The organism is Aquimarina besae, assembly GCF_042434905.1.
Taxonomy (GTDB): Bacteria; Bacteroidota; Bacteroidia; order Flavobacteriales; family Flavobacteriaceae; genus Aquimarina.
Genome location: NZ_CP170199.1, coordinates 684,093 through 710,942, shown reverse-complemented (window position 1 = coordinate 710,942; position 26,850 = coordinate 684,093). Strand labels below are relative to the sequence as shown.

At 34.3% G+C, this 26,850-nt stretch carries 24 protein-coding genes and 1 tRNA gene; 13 read left to right on the top strand and 12 right to left on the bottom strand.

Going from position 1 to position 26,850, the window contains the following annotated elements; translation table 11 throughout:
• A complete protein-coding gene (locus tag ACE94K_RS03155; RefSeq protein ID WP_378179811.1) occupies positions 1–2,913 on the bottom strand; it encodes a PEP/pyruvate-binding domain-containing protein in 2,913 nt (970 codons plus the stop codon).
• 278 nt (positions 2,914–3,191) lie between these two features.
• On the opposite strand from ACE94K_RS03155, the gene ACE94K_RS03150 reads away from it, so the two are divergent.
• The 5 genes from ACE94K_RS03150 (at position 3,192) to ACE94K_RS03130 (ending at position 7,620) form a co-directional block, all read left to right on the top strand.
• Positions 3,192–3,887, top strand: a complete 696-nt coding sequence (locus ACE94K_RS03150; protein WP_378179808.1) for a hypothetical protein — start codon at positions 3,192–3,194, stop codon at positions 3,885–3,887.
• Positions 3,888–4,677: 790 nt separating this feature from the next.
• Entirely contained in the window at positions 4,678–5,553 is an 876-nt protein-coding gene (rimK, locus tag ACE94K_RS03145) for a 30S ribosomal protein S6--L-glutamate ligase (protein WP_378179805.1), read from the top strand.
• Positions 5,543–6,505: a succinylglutamate desuccinylase/aspartoacylase family protein gene (locus ACE94K_RS03140; RefSeq protein ID WP_378179802.1), complete on the top strand. Its 963-nt coding sequence runs from the start codon at positions 5,543–5,545 to the stop codon at positions 6,503–6,505. The genes rimK and ACE94K_RS03140 overlap by 11 nt, the downstream gene beginning before the upstream one ends.
• A gap of 472 nt (positions 6,506–6,977) precedes the next feature.
• A complete protein-coding gene (locus tag ACE94K_RS03135; RefSeq protein ID WP_378179799.1) occupies positions 6,978–7,376 on the top strand; it encodes a hypothetical protein in 399 nt (132 codons plus the stop codon).
• A gap of 4 nt (positions 7,377–7,380) precedes the next feature.
• Positions 7,381–7,620, top strand: coding sequence for a hypothetical protein (locus ACE94K_RS03130; RefSeq protein ID WP_378179796.1), 240 nt, complete (start codon positions 7,381–7,383; stop codon positions 7,618–7,620).
• A gap of 63 nt (positions 7,621–7,683) precedes the next feature.
• On the opposite strand, the gene ACE94K_RS03125 is transcribed toward ACE94K_RS03130, so the two are convergent.
• Together ACE94K_RS03125 and ACE94K_RS03120 are read right to left on the bottom strand one after the other, a co-directional pair.
• Positions 7,684–7,757: transfer RNA gene (locus ACE94K_RS03125), tRNA-Ala, on the bottom strand.
• A gap of 11 nt (positions 7,758–7,768) precedes the next feature.
• Positions 7,769–8,569 (bottom strand): universal stress protein, encoded by an 801-nt coding sequence (locus tag ACE94K_RS03120; protein WP_378179793.1) that lies wholly within the window; start codon positions 8,567–8,569, stop codon positions 7,769–7,771.
• A 167-nt stretch (positions 8,570–8,736) separates the two neighbouring features.
• Between ACE94K_RS03120 and ACE94K_RS03115 the strand changes: the two genes are divergently transcribed.
• The 3 genes from ACE94K_RS03115 to ACE94K_RS03105 all read left to right on the top strand — a co-directional run bounded on the left by ACE94K_RS03115 (position 8,737) and on the right by ACE94K_RS03105 (position 11,545).
• Positions 8,737–9,237, top strand: a complete 501-nt coding sequence (locus tag ACE94K_RS03115) for a GNAT family N-acetyltransferase (protein ID WP_378179790.1) — start codon at positions 8,737–8,739, stop codon at positions 9,235–9,237.
• Positions 9,234–10,565: an MATE family efflux transporter gene (locus ACE94K_RS03110; RefSeq protein ID WP_378179787.1), complete on the top strand. Its 1,332-nt coding sequence runs from the start codon at positions 9,234–9,236 to the stop codon at positions 10,563–10,565. The genes ACE94K_RS03115 and ACE94K_RS03110 overlap by 4 nt, the downstream gene beginning before the upstream one ends.
• 212 nt (positions 10,566–10,777) lie before the next feature.
• On the top strand, positions 10,778–11,545 hold the full coding sequence (locus tag ACE94K_RS03105; protein ID WP_378179785.1) for an enoyl-CoA hydratase/isomerase family protein: 768 nt from the start codon (positions 10,778–10,780) through the stop codon (positions 11,543–11,545).
• A 105-nt stretch (positions 11,546–11,650) separates the two neighbouring features.
• On the opposite strand, the gene ACE94K_RS03100 is transcribed toward ACE94K_RS03105, so the two are convergent.
• The gene (locus ACE94K_RS03100) at positions 11,651–12,301 is read right to left on the bottom strand and encodes a 2OG-Fe(II) oxygenase (protein ID WP_378179782.1); all 651 of its coding nucleotides are present in this window, start codon (positions 12,299–12,301) and stop codon (positions 11,651–11,653) included.
• A gap of 104 nt (positions 12,302–12,405) precedes the next feature.
• On the opposite strand from ACE94K_RS03100, the gene ACE94K_RS03095 reads away from it, so the two are divergent.
• Together ACE94K_RS03095 and ACE94K_RS03090 are read left to right on the top strand one after the other, a co-directional pair.
• Positions 12,406–12,858, top strand: a complete 453-nt coding sequence (locus tag ACE94K_RS03095) for a 6-pyruvoyl tetrahydropterin synthase family protein (RefSeq protein ID WP_378179779.1) — start codon at positions 12,406–12,408, stop codon at positions 12,856–12,858.
• A 50-nt stretch (positions 12,859–12,908) separates the two neighbouring features.
• A complete protein-coding gene (locus ACE94K_RS03090; protein ID WP_378184210.1) occupies positions 12,909–13,670 on the top strand; it encodes a UDP-2,3-diacylglucosamine diphosphatase in 762 nt (253 codons plus the stop codon).
• 61 nt (positions 13,671–13,731) lie between these two features.
• On the opposite strand, the gene ACE94K_RS03085 is transcribed toward ACE94K_RS03090, so the two are convergent.
• The 4 genes from ACE94K_RS03085 to ACE94K_RS03070 all read right to left on the bottom strand — a co-directional run bounded on the left by ACE94K_RS03085 (position 13,732) and on the right by ACE94K_RS03070 (position 19,217).
• The gene (locus ACE94K_RS03085; protein WP_378179776.1) at positions 13,732–15,168 is read right to left on the bottom strand and encodes an Ig-like domain-containing protein; all 1,437 of its coding nucleotides are present in this window, start codon (positions 15,166–15,168) and stop codon (positions 13,732–13,734) included.
• Between the two features lie 200 nt (positions 15,169–15,368).
• Complete coding sequence (locus ACE94K_RS03080; RefSeq protein ID WP_378179773.1) at positions 15,369–16,337, bottom strand: ABC transporter ATP-binding protein; 969 nt, start codon at positions 16,335–16,337, stop codon at positions 15,369–15,371.
• A 77-nt stretch (positions 16,338–16,414) separates the two neighbouring features.
• Positions 16,415–18,583 (bottom strand): prolyl oligopeptidase family protein, encoded by a 2,169-nt coding sequence (locus ACE94K_RS03075; RefSeq protein ID WP_378179770.1) that lies wholly within the window; start codon positions 18,581–18,583, stop codon positions 16,415–16,417.
• Positions 18,584–18,845: 262 nt separating this feature from the next.
• A complete protein-coding gene (locus ACE94K_RS03070; RefSeq protein WP_378179768.1) occupies positions 18,846–19,217 on the bottom strand; it encodes a DoxX family membrane protein in 372 nt (123 codons plus the stop codon).
• 142 nt (positions 19,218–19,359) lie between these two features.
• Between ACE94K_RS03070 and ACE94K_RS03065 the strand changes: the two genes are divergently transcribed.
• Positions 19,360–21,906, top strand: coding sequence for a M14 family zinc carboxypeptidase (locus tag ACE94K_RS03065; RefSeq protein WP_378179764.1), 2,547 nt, complete (start codon positions 19,360–19,362; stop codon positions 21,904–21,906).
• Between the two features lie 80 nt (positions 21,907–21,986).
• On the opposite strand, the gene ACE94K_RS03060 is transcribed toward ACE94K_RS03065, so the two are convergent.
• The 4 genes from ACE94K_RS03060 to ACE94K_RS03045 all read right to left on the bottom strand — a co-directional run bounded on the left by ACE94K_RS03060 (position 21,987) and on the right by ACE94K_RS03045 (position 25,471).
• Positions 21,987–22,979, bottom strand: a complete 993-nt coding sequence (locus ACE94K_RS03060) for an aspartate-semialdehyde dehydrogenase (protein ID WP_378179760.1) — start codon at positions 22,977–22,979, stop codon at positions 21,987–21,989.
• A gap of 219 nt (positions 22,980–23,198) precedes the next feature.
• On the bottom strand, positions 23,199–23,618 hold the full coding sequence (gene mscL / locus ACE94K_RS03055; RefSeq protein ID WP_378179757.1) for a large-conductance mechanosensitive channel protein MscL: 420 nt from the start codon (positions 23,616–23,618) through the stop codon (positions 23,199–23,201).
• Between the two features lie 100 nt (positions 23,619–23,718).
• The gene (gene alr, locus ACE94K_RS03050; protein ID WP_378179754.1) at positions 23,719–24,831 is read right to left on the bottom strand and encodes an alanine racemase; all 1,113 of its coding nucleotides are present in this window, start codon (positions 24,829–24,831) and stop codon (positions 23,719–23,721) included.
• Positions 24,824–25,471 (bottom strand): thymidine kinase, encoded by a 648-nt coding sequence (locus ACE94K_RS03045; RefSeq protein WP_378179751.1) that lies wholly within the window; start codon positions 25,469–25,471, stop codon positions 24,824–24,826. The genes alr and ACE94K_RS03045 overlap by 8 nt, the downstream gene beginning before the upstream one ends.
• Before the next feature lie 170 nt (positions 25,472–25,641).
• On the opposite strand from ACE94K_RS03045, the gene ACE94K_RS03040 reads away from it, so the two are divergent.
• Together ACE94K_RS03040 and ACE94K_RS03035 are read left to right on the top strand one after the other, a co-directional pair.
• Positions 25,642–26,442, top strand: a complete 801-nt coding sequence (locus ACE94K_RS03040) for a hypothetical protein (protein ID WP_378179749.1) — start codon at positions 25,642–25,644, stop codon at positions 26,440–26,442.
• Between the two features lie 59 nt (positions 26,443–26,501).
• Complete coding sequence (locus tag ACE94K_RS03035; RefSeq protein WP_378179746.1) at positions 26,502–26,849, top strand: DoxX family protein; 348 nt, start codon at positions 26,502–26,504, stop codon at positions 26,847–26,849.
• Position 26,850: the final 1 nt, after the last annotated feature.

The following is a 26,850-nucleotide window of genomic DNA, read 5'->3' as shown; positions in this document are numbered from 1 at the left end:
TTATCTTTTTGTATTCAACGGAATTTGTTTTTTAATATCAATTTTGGGAGTTATAGATTGTAGATATTCAGATCCTAGTGCATTTTTGTTCTCAACAAAAGGCCTTACCTGAAACAACCATAATGTATCATTTTTAAAACCTAGTTCAATATCGTATGCTCCTTTATAATTGGACTTTGTTTTCTTTGCCAATGTTTTACGAATAGTACCAGCAAGTTCATAGATTTCTGAAATATGATTTTTTGTAAGAATTGGTTTTTCGAAAGTAGCTACTTGTTTACCAGTTCCACCAGTTGCTGGCAAAACATTATGATACGGTTCTCGTGAAGGAGATAATAGATAAGCCGTTCCGTTAGTTCCTATAAGATAAGACTCAGCTGCTTGTCCATCTACAGCGCCACCAGCACCACGGCTAAAGGCAATGGTAAGATCATCTTCATTTCCGGAGGAAATGCCTTTGGTTATTAACACTCCTGAAAAATCGACGTCTACAGTAGGAATGACCAGTATAGAGGGGAATACATTTTCCGGATTGAGCAAGTATTTTTGCCTCCATTTAAAGCTTCGCTCTGTATATGGAGAGGCCCAAACATCTCTTATTCCTTGGATGATTTTCTCTTTTTCAACGGCATTAAAAATAGTTAAGTTCAATCCTGCTCCTGTAAAATCTTTTAGATCTTCCATATTGGTATCACTCCGTAAAAATACGGGTACATTTCCAATGGATTTTCCAAAAATCGATTGAAACGAATTATTTATTTCTGATAAAAATTCAGCTTTTAGTGGCATTGTTTTAATAGCAGCTCTTAAAATTTCTAACTGGCGTAATTGAAAGTTTTCTACTTCTTGTTCTGAAATATCCTGAGCTCTTTTTTGATCTGCTTCTTCAAACATTTGGATCAAAAATTTCCAATAGGACTTATTTTGACCAGGCATTTCCTGATCCATATGAGTTCTGAAAATTCCGAAAGGGATTACAAAACCTTCTACAACTTTATCAGGAAATAACAGTTTCAATTGCCCCAGATTCGCTGCTTTTGGACCACATAATTTACCGGAGTCTTTTGCATCTACATCACGTAGATTTATTATTTTACTTTGCTCCAATCGAATTTCGCTTATTGGCACTTCGATTTTATCTTCTTTTCGTACTTTTTTGGCAAAGAGCGCTTTTTCTCCTGCGGTCATTTGATTTTCGTCTTTTAAAATGACTGTACCGCTGTTCGAAACAGCATAAAACACCTTTTTACCATTAAAAGCGATTAAATCTTTAAGATTCTCATCGGATAGAGCGGCATTCGGAATTCCTAAATTTCTTGCCAGTAATTGTACGTGAGAAACCAAATTACCTTCAGAAACAGTTGCAATACCTGCCACAGGTTTTAGATCTGCCGGGGCTCTTTCAAAAATGTAGATCTTGTTACTTGATACTTCTATTGCTTCCGGGTTTCCGGTAACCACGACTAACTCTCCATACGCATACCCGGGATTTAATCCTCGTATACTACTCTGGTTAGAAAGATCCATTACTTTGTTAGACAATGATGATTCTTTGGCTATAAAGATCCCTAAATCTCCTACAGTTTTACCTAACTGTAAGGCGGTAGAAGAACGAATTCTATCATCGATAAAACTATAAGCATCCGGTTCAAAAGCAGTATACAAATTTACTACGTCTTGATAGGTAGCTTTTACCATTGCAGCACTCCATTCTACCACACTTCTTGCTGTTTCGAGCTTTTGCTTTAATTCTCCAAGGGTGATAGCCATCTCTTGTTTGGGTTGCAAGGTCTCTTTTACGGCTTCCCATTCCCATAACTCTATACTTCCGCTACCGGCGGTAGCCATTGCAAGTGCATACACTTTCGTAAGTTGTTCATCTAATGAGTTTGGTTCCCAAAGAGCTGCGGTTTTAAAAATGATAGTTTGCAGTTGGTTTGCGATATCTAACAGTAATAACCGTTGGCTGGATTTACTTTCTTTGGTTATATTCTTTCTGATATTTAGCAATAACAGTGCTGTTTCTTCGGTTAGTTTTTTAGCATCACCGGTGTTATTATCCTGCGCATATCTTTTTATGACATTCGTTACTGGGCCGGCAGTAGATAATTTTCCTGCCTTTGCCAATATAGCTTGTAAGTCCACGGGTTTGTGAAATTTTTCCATGGTAATTATCAATTCATCAAACTTTTTGATCAATCCTGGAGTTAGCTTAGATATATTGTCCTTCTTAAAGGAAATAGTCTTATCAATATCTTCAGTTTCGGGATTGCTGTGAATTTTTACACGCAAATCCATAAACTTAGTATATTGGTCGGATATGACCTTTGATTGTGTACGCATTAACTGAGAAACATCATCATCGCCCTTATGAGGAACATCTTTTAAGGATTGTAAAATCAAATAGTAATTTTTTAAAAGAATATCATCTTTAGCCAATAACCATCGATAGAAATCGACACCCCACTCTTCCTCATCTTCTATTTGAATTGCACCCCTGTAATATTGTCCTTTGCGGTTAATCCAACCATCATCTATTCGGGCTAAATATTTACCTAACTGGTATTGTTTTAACCGAGAATGATTTTTCGAGGCATCCCAAAAATCTGTCTTATCTGTGTACGCTAAAATCTGTCCTAAGTAAATATGGTTAGACTTACCTAATGTGATTACTGCATCTTTATAAGTAGCATGCTGGATTCCTCCAATAGCATCTGGGCAAGGGTCTTTTGGTCCACGTATGGTACCGTCCTTACAAAACCATTGTATACTTTTGTAGGGGCCTCTGATGTCCTTTTTATAATTATCAATTTGACCTTTGATCTTTTCTAAAGGTATTTCTTGAGCTATTACAAATTGGTTTATAAAAAAAATAGCCAGTACTGATAAATAGGATGTTGTTTTAAACGTCATTATTGGTGTTGAGTTATTTATTCAGATAAGTTAGCTAAAATTTGCAATTAAATATGTGCAAAAACGAGTATCACTTACCATATTTTTATTTCTATGTGACAAGAATTTTCTATTGTCTCACACATCCTTTCTAATATGAAAGTATTATTAGGACACACCAATAATTAATGGGTCACATCGATTGACAAGTTTTTTGTCTAACCCCCGCAAAACTAAGTAAATGGCAAAGTGACTTTTATTTGGAATAGGTGTCATATAGATAATTAAATAAATATCAGATGATGAAAACGGTTTTTAATATTAAGCTAATAAAGTTTAAAACCATTGAAGAATTACCGAACTATTGGAATATCAAAAAATATGGAGAATTATTAGAGATCATGGAGTTTGGTGAAATCAAGGATATTTCAACCGAGGATTTAAAAGAAATGTGCCTTCTATCCATTACCGATTATGAGCCAGAAGAAGCAGCTAAAATGGTTTTGGAATATGTGTTTAAAGAAAAGCTAAGTAAAGGTCAATTGGATAATCTTTCTCACGAAATGATTGACGAAAAACTGTGGGAGGAATATGCGGATTTATCAATGCACGAGGAATTTTTTAATGTAACTCAATTGTTATACAAAGCCTTTAATGGTAAATTCCCTCACCCTGAAGCTGTTCAATTTCAGGTTCAGATAAGTTCAAAGCATGTTGAGGATTTGAAAATTTTCTCTACAAAGAATGAAGCGATACTTATACGATTGTTATGCAAAGGAATGCCTGAGAATACCTTAATTAAAAGACTTTTTAATAAACAAATAGAAAGTAGAGAATTTGAAGAAGCCAAAGACATTATATGGCAGTATAGAGAAATTGAAAGAGAAAAAGATTCAATTACTTTCGAAATCATATCCTCTGCCTACTGGTTTAAAGACTTTAAACATGCAGAATCATTTACGGCAGAAATAAACGTCGATACGGTTTTAATTTAATTAGAACAACCATCATTGTAACTTTTATAAATGAAAGTAAAAACCCCCAAAAACTTTAGGCTTACATATCACAATGATTCTGAATTAGAAATGAATACTAATTTTTATCAAGAAGATATTACGTCAATTATTAAAAATATGAATGCCATAAAAGTAAAGCTTCAAAAAAACTAGTTCCATAACTATAATTTAATTTTTAACGGTAATGAGAGAAAAGAACATGCAAAGGTTAGGAAAGCAGAGAGACGCTTTCAAACCTTATGTTGATGTGATACCAATTAGAGAAGTGAAAAAAAGATTAAGGGCTAATATTTCAGCCTCCCATCAAGACAGTTTGTTAGATGAACTGATGTATAGGTCTCATCTTTTTTATTTAAACCTGATGGATAAAATCAAACGTAGATTGGTGATGATATTTTCAGTCATACTTTTTTCGATGATTTTGTTCCTTGTAATTTGGTTTATCAAAAACGTTTAAACGTTTATTAAAACCGAGATGCTCCATCTCGGTTTTATTGTTTTCAATCGAAAAATATGATAGAATTATTCGTAAATAAGGAGTAAATTAAGTATTCAACAGAAGAAATAGATTTTAGATAACATGTTAAAGTTAACTTCAAGATTTTGTTTTCACTCAAACAGTGACTTTATACTAAATTCGTGTCTAAAATTATTAATTCATTTCGGGTTTTGCCTAAATAGTATAAAAAAAATCGTAATATATAGAACTGTCTAATAGTTAGTAGAGGCAGTTGTTTTTTCATTTTAAAAATTAAAAAAAAATAGTGTAATGAAAATAGTAATTCTTTCACAAAACCCTAATTTATATTCAACCAAAAGGCTGGTAGAAGCTGGTGAGAATAAAGGTCATGAAATGGTGGTTGTTGACCATACCAAATGTAATCTTGTTATTGAAAAAAAAAGACCAAGTATTATTTACAAGGGAAAAGAAATAACAGATGTGGATGGTGTAATTCCAAGAGTCGGGGCATCAGTTACATTTTACGGTACTGCCGTTGTAAGACAATTCGAGATGATGAAAGTGTTTACCGCTACCGAATCTCAAGCTTTAGTTAGATCAAGAGACAAGTTAAGAAGTTTACAGATACTATCACGTGCAGGTTTGGGACTGCCAAAAACGGTATTTAGTAATTATTCCAAAGATGTAGGTCAAATTGTTGATCGCGTTGGAGGCGCCCCACTTGTTATAAAATTATTAGAAGGAACACAAGGATTAGGGGTTGTCCTTGCTGACAATCAAAATTCTGCCGAATCGATTCTGGAAGCTTTTAACGGACTACAAGCTCGCGTAATTGTGCAGGAATTTATAAAAGAAGCTAAAGGAGCCGATCTTCGTGCATTTATTGTTGATGGGGTTGTGGTAGGAGCAATGAAAAGACAGGGTAAAGAAGGCGAGTTTAGATCCAACTTGCACCGGGGAGGTAGTGCCCAAATAGTTGAACTGTCAGAAGAAGAAGAAAACGCCGCATTAAAAGCGGCAAAAGTAATGGGTCTTGGTATAGCCGGTGTAGATATGTTACAATCAGAAAGAGGTCCCTTAATCCTGGAAGTAAACTCTTCACCAGGTCTGGAAGGTATAGAAGCTGCGACGGGAAGAAATATTGCTAATTATATTATACGATACGTAGAGAGAAATGCGGAATAAAAATATCAAAATATTAGGTACCGCAGTGTCTAAAGGAAAAGGACTGCAACTAAATCTGGATATCGCTAAATTACATACCAGAACTAAAATTGAAGTTCCTATTATTATTGAACGTGCCGAAAAAGATGGACCTTGTATATTAATCACAGGAGGTATCCACGGAGATGAACTAAATGGTGTAGAAATCGTTAGACAAATCATTTCTAAAAAGTTTAATAAACCAGAAAAAGGTACGGTCATCTGTATCCCTGTAGTTAACATATTTGGATTTTTAAATCAAACTAGAGAGTTTCCTGACGGGAGAGATCTGAACAGGGTATTTCCTGGAAGTAAAAGAGGCTCTCTTGCAAGTAGGTTTGCTTACCATCTGATGACCGAAATAGTTCCACATGTTGATTATTGCATTGACTATCATACAGGTGGTGGAGAACGATTTAACATTCCTCAGGTAAGAATTAACGATGATGAAGAAAGCCTAGAACTTGCAAAAATCTTTAAAGCACCTTTTATAATTAAAGCCAAAAACAGAGAAAAATCCTTTAGGGATTCCTGTGTGAAGAGAGGGAAAAAAGTACTGCTTTTTGAAGGTGGAAAATCCTTATCCTTACAAAAGGAAATTACCGATAGCGGCGTATCAGGAGCCTTAAGAGTAATGCATCATTTAGGAATTAGAAACTTTGAGAAAGAACTAAAGGATTACAAAAACTCGAACACTGAGGATCCTGTACTTATCAACAATTCCTTTTGGATTAGAGCTAAGTACTCCGGAATGTATCATCCCTATGTTAAAACGGGAACTTTTATCAATAAAGGAAAAGTTATCGGAAATATTTCGGATCCGTTTGGAGATTTTGAAAAACAAATAAAAGCACCATTTTCAGGCTATGTAATCTGTTCTAATCACGCCCCGATTGTAAATCAGGGAGATGCATTGATACATATTTCAACATAAAACGAGCATTTTTTAAAAAAATAATTTGGTGGATTTTTTTATTGTAAGTTAAGTTAGATGCAGATGTTTCCAGTTTCAAAATTAGAACTCCAGAGAGTAAAAGCTAAAGAATTTAAGTAATTATTGAAAACCGACAAGTTATGTTTGATAGATTTGATTCTGATGGCGATAATTTTTTACATTCAATTTCATAAATGAGAATAGAGATAAATCTGTAATAATTTTTCAGCATAACAGATGATAGTTAGGCTTGTAAAAATTTGAGATAACATACTAAGTAGAAGAAAAACCTGAAATGGATCCGGATCGAGAAGCTATATATAAAAGGATTAAAAGGATTGTTGCTTTGAAGCTTTTAGATTAAAAATAAATCATAAAAATAACTGCTATTTTTTGTGACTAAAAATAATTTTGTGTGTCTAAAAGTAAAGAAGAGATTATAGGAATATACATCAACCTAAATTTGAATTAAATGAAAGATTTAAAAACTGTAGTATTAGTATTAACAACCTTATTCTTATGTAATCTAACAGCGATTTCACAAGAAGTGGAAGAAGTGGAAGAAGAGGAAGAAGTAATCGAAGAGACTGAAATTACTCAGGAATCAGAAACCATAGAAGCTGTGTTCGATGGATACGAAGAAGAGATTTATAGCTTTAATTTTACGAACGAAGATGGAGATAGTGATTCCATATTTTTTAACAAAATAACTCCTGAAGCTCTCAGCCTTTATAATTTAAAGGATAAGAAATTTATAGGAAAAACTTTTGAAATTACTTTTAGTGAAGAAACAGAAACCGAAATCGATGATGATGGTGATGAGCAAGAGTTAATAATAAGAACAATTACTAATTTAAAACCAAAAAAATAGAACAATGAAAAAATATAATCTAACTATAATTGCTTTTCTTTTTAGCATGTTATTTTTTACAGCTTGTAAGGAGATAAAAAAAGAAGAATCTCAAGAGGCTGAAACAGAAGAAGTAACTACACCAGCTGAAGATGTAAACACAGATGAGTCTACTGATGAATCTGAAGAAGACTACAAAGAAGAGGAGGATGAAATAAAAGAATCCGAAGAAGAGATTGACACTCTAACTAGTAATGCTGAATAACGCAAACTAAATTTTTAACAGAGGCTGTCTAAATTTTATAAGACAGCCTTTTTGATAATCTAGTGGAGAAGATGGGACTCGAACCCACGACCTCTTGACTGCCAGTCAAGCACTCTAGCCAGCTGAGCTACATCCCCATTTTTATTTACTAATTAGCACCCTTAAGTACTAGTAAAGGAATTCTACTTTCGAAATCTTTTTTCAGAACCTTATTTTCTTCCCAAAGTTTACCAAAGAACCCTCTTTTGCGCCTAAAAACACATAAAAGATCGGGATCATTCTCATTAAGATGTTCCAGAACTCCCTGAAATAAAGTTGCATTTTCTGAAGATTTATACGAGCTTATCAGCTCTGCTAAATCCTTTTGAAACTCCAAATCTTCTGATAAGAAATCTGCTGTTTTTACCTGAAGAAGCTTCACTTCGGCTGTAAATGTACTTAAAATTTCTTTGATCGGGGTCAAAGCATCTTGCTTTTTGACAATACCCGATTTTACAGCCATTAGAATTTTAGTTATTGGTTTAAAAGAATAGTTTTCTGGAATAATTAACACTGGTATTTCGGTTTTTTTTACCAAACTACCAGAGATTTCTCCAAGAAAATAAGGATCCTTAATATCATCACTTTCTGATCCCAGAACGATTAAATCAATAGAGTGTTTGAGATTAAATTCAGGAATAGCATCCAATAAATTACCTTCTAAAGGAAGCGCAATGAGATCAACACCTTTTGGATCAATTTGAGCAAACTTTTCTTCGATATTAGTAGCAGAAATATCTTTTAGCGTTTCATTTACAGAAGGTAGACTGCCGGATCTTGGTAATTCTCTAAAAACTTGTACAGCATAAACCGTTCCTCCCAATTCTTTCGCAAAATCAATCGCATACTGTAATCGATTGATACTAACAGAATTTTCTGAAAGTCCTACAGGAACAAGAATATTTTTCATTGCTAAGCTTGATTTGTGTTTCGAGACGCAAAATTACAATTTTTGAATGCGCATTATGTATCCATGAAGCTTTCTTTTCTTAAAGTTTATATAAAATCAAGTTATGATGTTCTGCAAGTTCTTTTCTGAGAAAGAATAGTTTGTATTTTTGGCATTTGCAAAATGTTATGATTCGTAAAGCAGACTTTTCTGATATTGATCCTATCCATAAATTAACGCGGGCTTGTGCCAAAGCAATGATAGCCAAAGGAATTTTTCAATGGAATGAGCACTATCCTAATCGATTTCGATTTCAGAAAGATATCGAATTAGAAGAATTGTATGTTCTGGAAGAAGAGAATATGATCAAAGGGATTATTGTGCTTACCGAGCTGATGGATGATGAATACCTACCAATAGAATGGCTTACCGATAACACTAACAACTTATACATACACCGATTAGCAGTTCATCCGGATCATTGGGGCAATGGATATGCACAACTACTAATGAGCTGGGCCGAAGCCAATGCATTAAAAAACGGATATCAATCGATACGATTGGACACTTTTAGCCAGAATAAGAGAAATCAAAAATTTTACGAAACTAGAGGATATAAGAAGCTTGGAGATATTTTTTTCCCAAAACAAAGCGAGTATCCTTTTCATTGTTATGAACTTGTATTGTGAGCAGTGTCATAAGCTTTAAAAATATAAATCGATTAGCGATTCCGGCAATAATTGCAGGTATTGCCGAACCTGTATTGTCGGCAACTGATACAGCGATTGTAGGTAATATCCCTGTAATCGGTACAGAATCTTTGGCGGCCGTAGGGATTGTGGGATCCTTTTTGTCTATGCTTATATGGGTATTGGCACAAACTCGTGCAGCTATCTCTGCAATTATTTCACAATATTTAGGTGCAGGGAAACTAGATGAAGTAAAGACACTACCTGCACAAGCAATATTATTTAATATAGGGTTAAGTATTACAATTCTGCTGATCACCGTGCCTTTTATTAAGGAAATTTTCATACTCTTAAAAGCAGAAGGTCGGGTACTGGAGTATTGTATTTCATATTATGGAATTCGGGTTTGGGGATTTCCGTTATCATTATTTGTATTTGCGATTTTTGGAATTTTTCGAGGACTGCAAAATACATTTTGGCCAATGATTATTGCGCTTATCGGAGTAGTCGCAAATATTTTTTTAGATGTTGTTTTGGTGTATGGAATTGAGGGTGTTTTAGAGCCCATGTATTTGGAGGGAGCTGCTTGGGCTAGTCTGTTTTCTCAAATTTTGATGGCTGTATTATCACTGATTTTATTGCTCAAAAAAACAGAAGTTTCATTGCGATTGGAAAAGCTTTGGCATCCGGAAATGAAACGTTTTTTAGTGATGAGTGGAAATCTCTTTATTCGATCACTAGCACTAAATACAACTTTACTTTTGGCAGTAAGAGAAGCAACTAGTATAGGAACTAATTATATTGCAGCTCATAGTATCGCTATACAACTGTGGTTATTTTTTGCCTTCTTCATTGATGGATATGGCGGAGCTGGTAACATATTAGGCGGACGATTATTAGGAGCCAAGGATTACAAAAATTTAGTGGCAATGTCAAAAAAAGTAAACCTTTACGGTATTGCGGTAGCTTGTATTCTTGGAGGTTTTTCTTTGTTGATTCCGGAACAGCTAGGAGCTATCTTCACGAAAGATCCAGAGGTGATAAACATATTTACAGGCTTTTTCTATTTGGTAATTCTTGCATTACCAATTAATGCGTTAGCTTTTGTGGGCGATGGAATTTTTAAGGGACTTGGCGAGACTGGTTTTTTACGTAATGTGCTATTGGGATCTACTTTTCTAGGCTTTATTCCTGTCTTACTATTAGCAAGATATCTTGATTGGAAACTCCACGGGATATGGATTGCGATTAGTGTTTGGATGTTAATCAGGGGATTAGCCTTAGTGGTAAAATTCAGAAAAAAGTACTACCCTTTAGCAATTTCTTAGAATATGATTCTAATAATCACCATCGCAATAATGACATATAAACAAACCAATACGGTCACTAATCTAAATTTTTCCACAAACTTTTTTTCCATAAATCAAATGTAAAGGAGATATAAAAAAATAAGAATACGTGGAAATACGGGTTTATCCTGAGCGATGATATCTCGTTTTTAGTCTAAAATATTGTCTATTTTTAACAAAAATATAATAGTATGGCTACAACTCGAACGAATGGCAGTTTATATACACATTCAGAAAATCATATTGCAACGATAGAATTTGGACACCCTTCCGGCAATTCTTTTTCGTCTGAGTTATTAAATAGATTAGCCAATACATTTGAAACTTTATCTAATGAAGCTTCTATATATGTTATTATTTTAAAATCAGAAGGAGAAAAAGCTTTTTGTGCAGGGGCTTCTTTTGACGAACTGATATCGGTTACTAATCTGGAAGAAGGACAAAAATTCTTTTCGGGATTTGCCAATGTAATCAACGCTATGCGCAATTGTAAAAAGCCAATTATAGGAAGAATACAAGGAAAAACTGTTGGTGGAGGAGTTGGGTTAGCATCAGCTTGTGATTACTGTATGGCAACAGAAGCAGCTTCTATCAAATTAAGTGAGCTAACCATTGGCATAGGACCATTCGTCATAGAGCCGGCAGTTTCCAGAAAAATTGGTTTGGCGGCATTTGAAGCATTGGCGTGGGATGCATCGCAATGGAAAAACGCTTATTGGGCAAAAGAACAGGGATTATATACTCGAGTATTTGAAACTATTGCAGAGTTGGATAAAGAAATTCAGTTATTTGCAGAGAAATTAGCAAGTTATAATCCTGAGGCAGTACAGGCAATGAAAAAAGTAAATTGGAAAGGAACAGAGCATTGGAATCAATTATTAACAGAAAGAGCAGCAATTTCTGGAGAATTGGTACTCTCGACCTTTACCAAAGAAGCATTAAAAAAATTTAAAAAATAGGATATGGAGATACTCAATTTTTTTGGAGGAAATGGATTATTTCTGATTCTCGGAATCGTATTGGTCGTAGTTTATTTTTATAATAAAAGAAAGAGAAAGTAATATTTATCTCGTTTTGAGCCATCCCGTAATACTTAATCTTTCAGAATAAAGTACAGGTTTTACCTCGTGTTCTAAAAACTGACTTTCAAAAATAACAACTCTTCCTGATAAAGGATAAATAACCTTTGGGATTTCTTTTCCTTCTTTAGTAAGATAGAGTACTAATTCTCCGCCATTTGTATCTTTCCAACTATTATCATTTAAATAACAAACAAACGATAGTTTCCTTCTGTCATCATTCATAAAAGTATCCAAATGTTTTTTATAAAATGTTCCTTGAGGATAAATCGCATAATGAAACTCTTTATTTAATATACCCAAAAAACAGGTTTTGTTTAAGTATTTAACAAGGTCATTCATTTTAGCAAAGAAAACTGATTCTGCATTATTTGATTCTTTTTCATTAATCCAATAAATAAAATCACCTCGAACTGATTTTACGATATTTTCATTTACACGATTTCCTATAGCTGCTTTTTTAAACTTTTCATCCTCGTATTTTTGCAAAAGAGAGTTCCTTAGAAGATTCACTTCTTTGGCATCGAAAAAAGATTCGACAACACTATATTTAAAATGAAGTAAATCATTTATGATCCCTTCATAGAGCGGATTTTCATCAAAATCAAGCTGCTCAAAAATTTCTCCGTTTGCCATTCAAAACTAATAAAAACGCGCAAAGATAATCTACAATTGCATAGGTTGTATTTAAAAAAACCATAATAAATAAATTATCTTTGTAGCCATAAATTTTATTCGGAATGTCGAAGATCAGAATCACAAAACAGTTTTCCTTTGAAACCGGTCACGCACTATACGGTTATGATGGTAAGTGTAAAAATGTCCATGGACACAGTTATAAGTTAAGCGTTACGGTTATCGGAAGTCCGATTACTGACACATCTCACGTAAAATTAGGAATGGTCATTGATTTTGGAGACTTGAAGAAGATTGTAAAGGAAGACATTGAAGATGTCTTTGATCATGCTACTGTTTTCAATAAAAACACGCCACATGTAGAATTGGCAAAAGAACTGGAACAAAGAGGTCATAATGTGATTTTGGTTGACTATCAGCCCACCAGTGAAAATATGGTGATTGATTTTGCTAAAAAGATAAAGGCCAGACTTCCCAAAAATATTTTTCTTCATTCTCTGAAGCTTCAGGAAACCGAAACTTCTTTTGCAGAATGGTATGCATCTGATAATGATTAGTAATAAGTTTTTATACCTTTTTAGCATTTAATTTGATATAAATGAAATCGATACATCTTCCAGAAGGTAAAAAGATATATTTTGCATCCGATAATCACTTAGGTGCTCCAACAGCAGAGAAAAGCTTTCCAAGAGAGCAAAAGTTTGTACAATGGTTAGATGAGGTTAAAAAAGATGCCGCAGCAATTTTTTTATTAGGTGATCTTTTTGATTTTTGGTTTGAATATAAAACAGTGGTGCCTAAAGGGTTTATCAGAACTCTGGGAAAACTGGCAGAGATAACCGATGCAGGAATACCTGTATATTATTTTGTAGGAAATCATGATCTCTGGATGAATGGATATTTCGAAGAAGAATTAAATATTCCTGTATTTCATAAACCACAAGAATTTAGCTTTAATCAAACTACATTTCTTATTGGTCACGGAGACGGACTAGGACCTGGAGATAAAGGATACAAAAGAATGAAAAAGGTGTTTACGAATCCAGTTGCCAAATGGTTTTTTAGATGGTTACATCCTGATTTGGGAGTAAAACTAGCACAATACCTTTCTGTAAAAAACAAACTTATTTCTGGAGATGAAGATGTTACTTTTCTAGGAGAAGATAACGAATGGCTTGTACAATACTGCAAAAGAAAACTAGAAACAAAACATATTGATTACTTTGTTTTTGGTCATAGACATTTACCGATGGAAATTAAGTTGAACGACACTTCTAGATATACTAACCTCGGAGATTGGATCATACATTATACGTATGCTGTTTTTGATGGAAAATCTTTAAAATTAAATAAGTATACAGAAAAATAAAAAGTGGAGAATCTTTTTAGATTCTCCACTTTTTTATTGGGTAGCTCTGTCTAGGAACAAATTATTGTTTTGCTATCTTTTTAGTAATGACCGTGTTATCCAGCCTTACTTTAATGATGTAAAGACCACTAGAATGCATAGCTTGTTTCATTTCATTTAATGAAATTGATTTGATCCCTGAATCCATAGCGCCGATGTTTTTCTTTGCTATAATATTTCCTTTTAGATCGATAATCTCAATAGAAGAATACATTACTTTCTTAGACATAGAAATGGAAATACTAACATCATCAGAAGTAATGGGCATTGGATACACACCAATAGAATATTCTTCGGTATTGTTTTTAACCAATTCATTTAACCTGTTTAGATCTAATCCTTTGATTATAAATCTTTCCCAGGATCCAATGGCATTTCTATTACAGTTGATAGCCTTACTCCCATTTTCGTGACTAACATACTTTCCGTTATTTCCTTTTATGGCATAAAGATCGCCACCAAGAGATTCTAGCGTAAATCTTTCCCAGGATCCCACAGCATTTCTATTACAGTTCATAGGTTTATTACCATTTTCAGAACTTACGTATTTCCCATTACTTCCTTTAAAACTTACGGTGCCATTCCCTGCGGATTCTACAATAAATTCCTCGTCTGTGCCAGCACTATTACGATTTGCTTGCATGGTTCTAGTTCCACCTTCAGAACTTACATATTTATTAATACTTTGCCCTAATATGGTCACTAAACCGTTATTTCCTCCACCATCTCCATTTCCTACCGTAAATGAAATGGTTTTTATAGTTGTAGCTCCTTTACTATCAGTAGCTTCTGCTCTTAAGGTGTAATTTCCTTCAGATAAATTTTTAAGAGCATCATCTTGATTGTTTTGATTCCAATTATAAGGAGAATAGTTTTCTTGTCTTACAAAAGAATTATTCAGATATAGGCGTACATTACTAACCCCGTCGCTATCTGTTGCAGAAACTGTAACTTCCAACGTGGCAGGAGCAGAAAAAGTAGCGTTGTTTGACGGTGTGGTAAACGAGGTATTAGGTCCAGTGTTATTTCCGCCACCATTATCTCCTCCAAAACGAGGTCTGGATCTTAACCAATCCATATCAAATCTTGGTCCTATTTGATTACATCCGGCCGGTCCCAGATCAACTCTTCCAGGACATCCGGCCTCATCAGGGGCATCATTAACAGGTCCGTTACCACATTGGATATCATTATATGGTGGGTCTCCTTGTCTATATGTTCTGTGAAGTGGATGTTTTTTTAATTCATCACAGACATCTTTAATATTGTAATCTGTACCATTAATTCTCAAAGTTTTACTACCTAGATTATGATCAAAATTAGAAGAATCACACCAGCAAAATCCATTGGCTTCAAAACTGTCTTTCCAGCCGGGTCTTGGATTCCATTGTTGTGCGAGCATTAAGTTAGCAGTAAAGAAAATTACCAAAATGTTTAAAATAGATAATTTACGTTTCATAGTTGTTGGTTTTAAAAGTTAGTATTCATTAATGAGGTTTACTGAATCTACCAACTACAAAAGTATTTCAATGAAGTGAATTGGATGAAGAAGAAATAGAATCCGTAAAGGATGAATGAGCTTTCGTGCAATCTGATAAAATAACTTTCTAGAAGTAATAGTTTATTACCTTGTAAATGGTAATATATTACCTTTGCAGGTTAAATTCTTGAAGTAATTATTTCTTTAAAAACGTGTATTCCTATTTCTTCAGAATCTGCTAGAGCGTGAGAATGTTCAATAAAGATCACTTGGTTATTAAACACTGCTTCAATTAAAAAATGGTTTCCGTTAAAATATGATTTCTTTACGATAGCTTTTAGGTTAGAGCTTGCATCTATGTACAATTCATGTGGGTATAATAAAACCTTTTGATTACTTGCAGTATCTGATAAAAATATAGAAACCGGTAACTCATTTACTTCGCCAAAAAGTGATGCGATGTAGTAATTTTTTGGGGTTTTATAAATATGATGGGTATTTCCTTTTGTAACGATTTCCCCCTGATGAATCACTATAGTTTCTTCTGCAAAAGAGAGGATGTCTGTTTTATCATGGGTTGCTGTTATACTGGTAATCTTATTTCTTTTAAGATAAGAAAAGAGGTTTCTGCGCAAAGAACTACGCCTGAAATTATCAATATTACCAAAGGGTTCGTCTAGCAATAACAATTCAGGTCTTTTTGCTAGTGCTTTTGCTAATGCGACTCTTTGTTTTTGACCACCACTTAGGTTCTCCACCTTGATGTCAGCAAAAGGTGTCATTTCTACTATTTCCAGAAGTTCATTAACTCTACCAGCTTTTAACTCTGGTTCGAAATTGGATAGAAATTGACCTATGTTTTCTGCTACAGTTCTGTAAGATTGCAATTCAAATCCTTGAGAAAGATATTTCATGTTTTCTTGTCCGGGAACCAAATTATAAGCAGGGCCTAATATTTTTTGATCATCCCAAAACAGTGTTCCCTGATCTACATCCAAAAGTCCATAAATGATTTTAAGTAAGGTGCTTTTCCCACAGCCACTGGCTCCAATAAGTGCAATGTGCTGTCCTTTTTCAATTGTAAAATTGATGTTTTTTAAAACCGGAACGGTTTCATAGGCGAAGGAAACATTTTGGACTGTAAGCATATTTCAAATATAAATAACTTCAACAAAAAAATCCGTCTCTTTTCAGAAAACGGATTTTTAATTTTTAGGAATGATTATTAACCTTTTACTTCTTCGTTTACCTGTTCTGGTAAAACTTCGTAACCCATATTATATAATGTAAAGCTAAAAATATCAGCATATTGTTCAATAGTTTTCTTCACAGGAGTTCCTGCGCCGTGTCCTGCATTGGTTTCGATCCTGATCAAAGTTGGATTACTACCACTTTGCTTTGCTTGTAACTCTGCAGCAAACTTAAAAGAATGAGCCGGTACAACTCTGTCATCGTGATCTCCTGTAGTAATCAAAGTAGCAGGATATGCCACTCCTTCTTTTACATTATGTACGGGAGAATATCCTTTCAAATATTCAAACATCTGTTTGTTATCTTCTGCGGTACCATAGTCGTAAGCCCAACCCGCACCGGCTGTAAAGGTGTGATAACGTAACATATCCAGAACACCTACTGCAGGCAAAGCAACTTTCATTAGATCCGGACGCTGAGTCATAGTTGCTCCAACTAACAATCCACCGTTAGATCCTCCTCTGATAGCAAGATATTCGCTAGAAGTATACTTATTTTCTATAAGGTATTCTGCGGCAGCAATAAAGTCGTCAAATACATTTTGCTTTTGCATCTTGGTCCCGGCATCGTGCCATTTTTTACCATATTCTCCGCCACCTCTCAAGTTAGGTACAGCATAGACACCACCTTGCTCCATCCATACTGCATTGGCAATGCTGAAGGTTGGAGTTAAGCTAATATTGAATCCGCCATATCCATATAATATAGTAGGATTCTTACCATTAAGCTCAATTCCTTTTTTATGAGTTATGATCATAGGAACTTTAGTTCCATCTTTGGAGTTATAGAAAACTTGTTCGCTTTCGTAATCTTCCGGATTAAAATCAATTTTAGGTTTGCGATATAATTCTGAAGTACCTTCTGCAATGTTATATTTATAAATGCTTCCGGGAGTTTTATAGTTGGTAAAAGAATAATATAACTCTTTCTCCTCTTTTTTGGCTCCAAAACCTCCTACACTTCCTACTCCGGGTAATGCTACATCACGAACTAGTTTTCCGTCGTAATCATATTGTAATACCTTTGACACTGCATCTACCATGTATTCTGCAAAGAAATACCCGCCACCGGTACTAGGACTTAATACATTTTCAGTTTCCGGAATGAAATCTTTCCAGTTTTCTGGGGTTGGGTTAGCCGCATCTACTGTTACGATTTTTTTATTGGGTGCATTTAAATTTGTGACTAAATAAAGTTTGGAGTCTACATTTTCAATCACATACGTGTCACTTTCTGTAGTATCTAAAATGGTAACCAGTTTGCTGTTTGGTTTGGTTAAATCTTTAATGAATAATTTATTTCCTGAAGTAGATGTACTTGCAGTAATAATTAGATATCGATTATCTTCGGTCACACGTCCACTTACATACCTATGCTTTTCTTCAGGGCTGCCTCCAAAAACTAAAAGATCGTCTTTTTGGGCAGTTCCTAATTTATGATAGTATACTTTATGTTGATCAGTTTTTGCAGATAATTCACTTCCTTTAGGCTTATCATAACTAGAGTAATAAAATCCCTCATTTCCTTTCCAGGACATTCCCGAAAATTTTATATCTACTAAGGTGTCTTCTACAATTTCTTTGGTTTCAGCATTTTTTACAATTACTTTTCTCCAGTCGCTTCCTCCTTCAGAAATTGAATATGCAAGCAATTTTCCATTTTTAGAAAAACTAATTCCACCCAAAGATGTTGTTCCGTCTTCACTAAAAGTATTAGGGTCTAAGAAAACCTCGGGTTCATCACCTTCGTTTTTAAATCTATAAAAAACAGATTGATCCTGTAATCCATCGTTTTTACTAAAATACGTATAGTCACCTTCTTTAAAAGGAGCACTTACTTTTTCATAGTTCCATAAACTAGACAATCGATTTTTTAGTTGATCTCTAAAAGGTATGCTATCCAGATATCCAAAAGTAACTTTGTTTTGAGCAGCAACCCAGTTTTCAGTCTCTTCACTGCGATCATCTTCAAGCCAACGATAATTATCTTTAACTTCTGCGTCAAAATAGGTATCTATAGTATCTACTTTTTTAGTTTCAGGATAGTTCACTGGCATTATAGTTTTAGCAGTTTCAATTACAGTCTCTTTTTTACATCCTATCATAAAGGAGATCAAAAATAACATTAAAAGTGTTTTTTTCATGATGAGTTAAATTTTGCTGTATATAATTTTAGCATTACATAATTAATGTAACTCACAAATCTATTAAAAGAAGTAAATGCAACATGCTAAAGAAAGTATAAAAAACTGCTCTAATAACGATCATATAGTAATTACACATTTATAGTGTTGCTTTGGGGTTTAGCAACGCTGCTGATCGATTATGTAGAGCAGTCGGAATTTTCCGTCCTCTAAGAAACGAAAATTTTTGCATTTATACCAGTAAAAATGTATAAGAGGGATACTAAAATAAGTTTTTAAAAGTACTCCAATTGACATAGATCAAGAATGTATTTGCCAGAAAAACAAACGCGCCGGGACCAATATTTGCCGGATCTAAAGTAGCGTGAAACAAAATTATATTTACCGAAATAGGTGCCATTAAGACTAAAGCAAAAGGTACCACTTTATTGATAACCAGTAAAAGTCCTACTATGATTTCAATGAGTCCAACAGTTTTAAGAATATAACTACCGGCTAATGCATCAAAGAATATCCCAGCGTCAGGGTTGGCAAATTCAAAATCAGGTAAAAAGCCGATAAATTTATTACTTCCAAAAACGATTAATAAGAGTCCTAATAGAACCCTTAATGCTACTATCAATTTAGTATTCATTGTTTTATTTTTTGATGATTAAGTGATGTATTAGAAGGGAAAATGTTAAAAACCTTACAAATGTTGCTCAAAACCGGAGTTAAAAAAATATCTTACACCTACTGAGAAATAACTAATTGACTTAACTTTTAATATCAAAATAATGAAGCTCACACAACTTCTGATACTCACTTCTTTTATCTATTTATTTACGACAACATCTCTTATTGGACAAGATTATTTTCTAAAAGATAAGGCTCCTTTTGACGACAAAATTCCATCACCCGAAGAGTTTCTTGGCTATCCAATAGGAGAACAGCATACGAGGCATGATCAAATCGTGGCATACTTTACCAAACTTGCAGAGATATCGGAAAGAGCTTCTCTTCAAAATTACGGTAAAACCCATGAGAATAGAAAGTTGATTATACTTACTGTTTCTACACCTGAAAACGTAAATGATCTTTCTAGACTGAAAGTACAACACTTGCAATATACAAACCCCACGATTACTCCATCAAACTATAATGAGCTCCCAATTTTTATTCAACTTGGGTATAATGTACACGGTAATGAACCCTCTAGTTCTGAAGCGGCAATGTTAACAGCATATACTTTGGTAGCATCAAACAATCCAGAAATTAAAAAATATCTGGAGAATGCTGTCATATTTATTGATCCTACCATAAATCCTGATGGTCGAGATAGACATACACAATGGGCTAATCAGTTTAAAGGAAATCCATTGGTCAGTGATAATTATGATGCAGAGCATAATGAAGGATGGCCTCGTGGCCGAACGAATCATTATTGGTTTGATTTGAACAGAGATTGGTTGCTTGCCATTAATCCTGAAAGTAGAGGGAAATTGAAGTGGTATCACCAGTGGTATCCAAATGTTGTAACTGATTTTCACGAAATGGGAACGAATAGCACATATTTTTTTGAACCTATGAAACCTATTGGATCACAAGATCCGATTATGCCAAAGGAGAATTACGAAGATTTAAATAACCTGTTTGCTCCATATTTTTCAGGTGCTTTAGATAGTATAGGATCCTTTTATTTTACCAAAGAAGCATTTGACGGTACGTATCCCGGATACGGATCATCCTACCCTGATTTGCAAGGAGCGTTAGCTCTATTATTTGAGCAAGCCAGTTCCAGAGGACATTTGCAGGACACAGATTATGGAACCATCTCGTTTCCTTTTACAATTCGTAATCAGTATGTTTCTAGTATAGCTACGATAAAAGCCGCTGTCGAAAATAAAGAAACACTCCGCAAGTATCAACAAAACTTTTTTAAATCTGCAGTAACTAATGTAGCAAAGAATACCATTGCAGGTTATGAGTTTGGAGATGCTTATGATCAGAATAGAAATAAAGCATTTATTGATAAATTATTGCTTCATAAAATCAAGGTATATAAAAAGGGAGATCGATATGTAGTACCTGTAAAACAACCTCAAAAAAGAATGGTTCAAACTTTTTTTGAAACCTACAATAAATATAGAGATAGCGTTTTTTATGATGCTTCAGCCTGGAGTGTTGCCAATTTTTATAACATGAAGTATAAGGGACTTAAATCATTAAGTTTAGAAGAAGAAGTCACTTCTTCAGCAGGTGTTGTGGATATTACAAAGGTTTCAAAATCTGATTACGCGTATATCATGGATTGGGATGATTATAACGCGCCGGCTGCTTTGTATTATCTACAATCTAAAGGATTGCTTGTAGCTTCGGGCTTTAAGCCATTTAGTATTAAAACTTCCTCAGGAAATAAAGGTTTTAATTATGGAAGTGTTTTGATTCCCGTCAGCAAGCAGAATAAAACCAGTGACGAAGTATTTACAATAATTGAAGAAACTCAGGAAAAGTTCAATGTGCCTTTTTTTAGTACGAATACTGGATTTAGCACTTCAGGAATTGATCTGGGAAGTAGTAATTTCAGGAAGTTGGATACCCCAAAAGCATTACTGTTAATTGGCGATGGGGTCAATTCATATGAGGCAGGAGAAATATGGCATTTACTGGATACCAGAGTTCATATGCCTATTACTAAGTTAAGAATGAGCATGTTTAATAGGGCTCCTTTAAAAGAATATAATACGTTAGTGATGGTCTCCGGACGATATCAACAGTTAGATTCTCTTCAACAGAAAAAAATAAAGGAATGGGTGTCTCACGGAAATACGCTGGTCACTATTGCAAATGCTTCGAAGTGGGTAATTGATAAGAAAGTGGTAAAAGAGAAGCTTATCAAAAAAGAAAAAGATACAATGAAGAATAAAACTGTAAAACGATTGCCATATGTGGATGCAAGAGAAAATATAGGACGAGAACGTGTAGGAGGTGCAATTTTTGAAGTAGATCTTGATATTACCCATCCATTAGGTTTTGGATATCGAGATGCTTCACTACCGGTGTATAAGAATAATGAGGTATTTATGGCTCCTAGCAAGAACCCATACGCTACCGTGGCAAAATATACAGAAGATCCTCATATTGATGGATTCGTATCCACGGATAATTATGAGAATTATTTAAGACCATCAGCTTCACTGCTAGTGAGTGCTATAGGAAGTGGTAGAGTAATCCTTTTTGCAGATAATCCTAATTTTAGAGGATCTTGGTACGGAACAAATCGTCTGTTTTTAAATGCTTTGTTCTTAGGAAATCACATTTATGTACCCGAAGTAAAGGAATAATTAAAATATCTGATATTTGGAATAAAGAAACCCTTGTTATCAAAACGTAGCAAGGGTTTCTCATTATGAAGGTTGGTTATTTAGCCGATCAATTTATTTTCTAAAAGATATTCACCAATCTGGACAGCATTAGTAGCAGCTCCTTTACGAAGATTGTCTGATACGATCCACATATTTAGTGAGTTCTCTCTGGAATGGTCTCTTCTAATTCTACCTACAAAAACATCATTCTTTCCTTCTGCATAAATTGGCATTGGATAGGTATTCGTGTCCGGATTGTCTTGCACAGTTACACCAGAAGTATTGCTAAGTATCTGACGAATATCATTTTCCTGAAACTCATTCTCAAATTCAATATTTACACTTTCACTATGTCCGCCAACGACCGGTATTCGTATTGCAGTAGCGGTGACAGCAATGGTACGGTCGTCTAAAATCTTTTGAGTTTCATTGACCAGTTTCATTTCTTCTTTGGTATATCCATTTTCTTGAAATACATCACAGTGCGGAATCGCATTTCGATGGATTGGATAGGGATATGCCATTTCTCCTTTTTGACCTGCATATTCGTTTTCCAACTGCTGCACTGCTTTTACTCCTGTACCTGTAATAGATTGGTAAGTAGAAATAATAGCTCGCTTAATTTTATATTTCTCGTGCAAAGGACCAAGTGCCATTACTAATTGTATAGTTGAACAATTAGGGTTTGCTATAATTTTATCTTCTTTGGTTAACTGTTTTGCATTAATTTCTGGAACTACTAATTTTTTTGTTGGATCCATTCTCCAAGCTGAAGAATTATCGATCACCGTAATTCCGGCTTCGGCAAATTTTGGAGCCCACTCTTGAGAAGTGCTTCCTCCGGCAGAAAACAATGCTACATCCGGTTTCATTTCTATAGCAGTGGCTAATCCAACTACCGTAAAGTCCTGATTTTTATAAGATATTTTTTTTCCTATAGATTTTTCTGAAGCTACAGGAATTAATTCCGTTACCGGAAAGTTACGTTCTTCTAACACTTTTAACATCACAGTGCCAACCAGTCCTGTGGCACCTACAACAGCTACTTTCATGCGCTTAATTATTAATGACTTTGAAAAGACACAAAAATCGGTCTTTGTTTTTAAATTCCAGCAAATGTGCTGATTATTTCTATAACAAGAATGATTTTTTCGAAAATTATATTAATTTAAACATTTTGTTAAATAATATACATTTTGTAAAAAAAGAACCGCCCAATTTCTTGAGCGGTTTAGTTAGAATATGTAGTATAGCGGTGAAGCTATTTGTTATTACTTGTTCTGTTTTTTTAGTTCATCTCTAATCTCAATTAGTAACTCTTCTTGAGTAGGACCTGCTGGTGCTGCAGGAGCTTCTTCTTCTTTTTTCTGAGTTTTTTCATACGCTTTTAGAACCATAAAAATACAGAATCCGATGATGATAAAATCAATTACAGTTTGTACAAAGCTACCATAGTTAATAGAAACTGCTTCTTTTATCACTTCGCCATTTTCCATAACAGCATCGGATAGTTTTATTTTTAATTCTGTAAAATCAACCCCTCCCAGAACTAACCCAATTGGTGGCATTAGTACATCATTAGTGAAAGAAGTTACAATTTTACCGAAAGCCCCACCTACTATTACCGCAGTAGCTAGATTTACAATATCACCTTTCATCAAGAAAGATTTAAAATCTTTTAAAAATCCCATTTTATTAAGTTTAGATAATTAGTATGCTACTAATTTAACAAAAATTAAATAACAAAATTAAAATCGATGATTTCTTAATTCCTTACTTTTTCGATTAAAATCAATTATTGTCGATAACAACACGCTTTACTCTGGGAGAAATTGCAGTAAGCAGCTCATAGGAAATAGTACCGGCTGCTTCAGCAATGATAGCAGCAGAGGAGGTATTGTCAAATAAAACCACTTCGTCACCTTCTTCACATTCAATGTTAGTGATGTCTACCATAATCATATCCATGCATACATTACCGATTATAGAAGCCTTTTTACCGTGTATGGTGACGAAACCTTTATTGTTTCCGTACTGTCGTCCGATACCGTCCGCATGTCCTATTGGTATGGTGGCGGTTTTTGTAAAATCCTCTGCTTTAAAAGCTCTATTGTATCCCAGAGTTTCTCCTGGTTCTAACATATGGATCTGAGAGATTATAGATTTCAAGGATGCCACCGGTTTTAATTGATCATCATAGATTGCTTCGTTACCGTATCCATATAAGCCTATTCCAGTACGTACCATATCAAAATGCGCTTCTGGATAGTTGAGTATTCCAGATGTATTGCATTGATGCAGTATTGGTTTGTATTCTAGTTTGTTAATCATCTCTGAAGCGATTTTGTTAAACGAGTTGATTTGTTTTAAAGTGAAATCTTTTTCGTCGTGGTCCTCGCTTGCTGCCAGATGAGAGAACAAGGATTTTACTATTATTGAGCTAGTTTCTTGTAGCTGATCAATAATGTAATCCCCGTCATTTTTCCAGAAACCTATTCTATTTAATCCGGTATTAAATTTTATGTGAACAGGATATTTTTTTTGTTTTTTAGCTTCTGCAACTTTTATAAACTCTCTTAAAATCCTGGGACTATATAAACTGGGTTCCAGTTGATAGTCTATTAGTGATGAAAAATTTACTGGTTGGGGATGTAGTACTAGGATAGGAGTTTTGATTCCCGCTTCCCTTAAAGCAATTCCTTCAAAAACATAGGCAACTGCAAAATAATCTACTCCTATTTTTTCCAAATGTTTTGCCATAGTAACGGCGTCACTACCATAACCGGCAGCTTTTACAACTGCTAATAGTTTTACTTCTGGTTGTAGCTTACTTCGTAAATAATGATAATTGTGAGTAAGGTGTACCAGATTGATTTCCAGAACAGTTTCTTTTACACTACTCATCAGGATTTTCAGAATTTTTAGATAATTCTTTTGGATCTTTGACCTCTATTTCTTTAACTTTTTCTTTTAAAGTAGCTTTATAATAAGCTGCACGGCTTAAAGGTTCATATTCGTCAGTTTCTCCCAGTAACACTAAATCATCTTTTTTAGATTTTCGGTAACTAAATTGGGCAAGATTACCAGTTCGTGTACAAACCGCGTGAACTTTGGTCACATATTCTGCGGTAGCCATCAATGCAGGCATGGGACCAAAAGGATTTCCTTTAAAATCCATATCCAATCCTGCCACAATAACCCGAATACCTTTATTGGCTAAATCATTACAAACACTAACTATTTCATCATCAAAAAATTGAGCTTCGTCAATACCTACAACATCACAAGTATCTGCCAGAATTCTAATATTAGCTGCTGCAGGAACCGGCGTAGAACGAATTTCATTGGCATCATGAGAAACTACCATTTCATCATCATACCTCACATCAATAGCGGGTTTAAAAATCTCTACTTTTTGTTTAGCAAACTGTGCACGTTTCAGTCTACGGATCAACTCTTCGGTCTTACCCGAAAACATCGAACCACAGATTACTTCTATCCATCCAAATTGCTCTTTATGATTTACCGTATTTTCGAGAAACATTTCGTATTTTTCAGCATCAATTAAAAGAAAATCTACTCCTTTAATACCAAAAGAATATTGGAATAATAAATGAAACTATTATTCATTCCGTTTAATTATTTGGTATTGCTTTAAAGATGAGGTAAATTTATTAAAAAACAAAAAGCATAGCCCAAACGAACAAGAAAGTTATGAAGAAGAAATTGGAAGCAGAACTCATAAGCATTGCGCATAGAATTCTAAAAGGTAAGGATAAATCTACCTTGTCGCAGTTACAAGAAGAGGCAAGACAACTATATGAAAAATTAAGTATTTTAAATTATGCTGAATCTCATTTTGGCGAGATCCAACCGACTATTGGACAGATCAGAAGTTCTATGGAAGAGCATAATATTTCTGGGAATCAGTTAGAGCCAGTAGAAAAGATAAAACCTAAACCAATTATTAGTCTTGATGAAGAACCAAACACCGAGGAGGTTTCGGAGACAATGTTTAATTTAGGCAACGAAACAATGCAATCATTCACTCAGGAAGTAGAAGAGCAAAAGCCAGAAATTATCATAGAAAAAATCAATGAGAAGGTAGCCGAAGATCTTTTTGTTCCTGTTCCTAAGTTTACAGAAGAAAATGTTTCTTTATCAGAGCCTATCTATGAAAAAAATGATAAGGGTGAAATAGGTTCAGCCCCTCAAAGTATGCCAATTTTAGATAAAGTTAATCACCAGGATGAAAAACCTAAATCGTTAAATGATCAATTAAAAAAAGGAATCCATATCGGTTTAAACGATCGACTGGCTTTTATAAAGCATTTGTTTGATGGAAGCTCTACAGATTATAATCGTGTACTGTCTCAACTCAATACGCTTAATAGTAAAAGTGGAGCGAGGCAGTTTATAAAAAATATGGTAAAGCCTGATTATAACAATTGGCAAGGGAAAGAGGAATATGAAGAACGTTTTATGGAGATTATAACCAATAAATATGAATTCTAGGTAAAGAATATGATTTTTGACGATAAATTTTTAAGTGTCACAAAAAAACCGCAGGATCAATGAAGATTATTTATTGGATTGCCACGGTAGCAATGTGCGGAATTATGTTATTTTCTGCGCAAATGTATGTTAGGAATACTGAAATGGTGAAAGGTTTTTTTGAGAATCTTGATTATCCTACATATTTAGTGATACCCCTGGCAATTGCAAAAATAGGAGGAATAATTGTGATTCTTACTAACAAAATAAAATGGTTAAAGGAGTGGGCATACGCGGGATTTTTCTTTGATATGGTATTAGCTTATACAGCACATTATGTGAAAGAAGATGGACAGAGATTGTTCGCAACCTTAGGATTGATATTCCTCGTCATATCCTATACAACCGGTAAAAAAGTAAGACCATAAT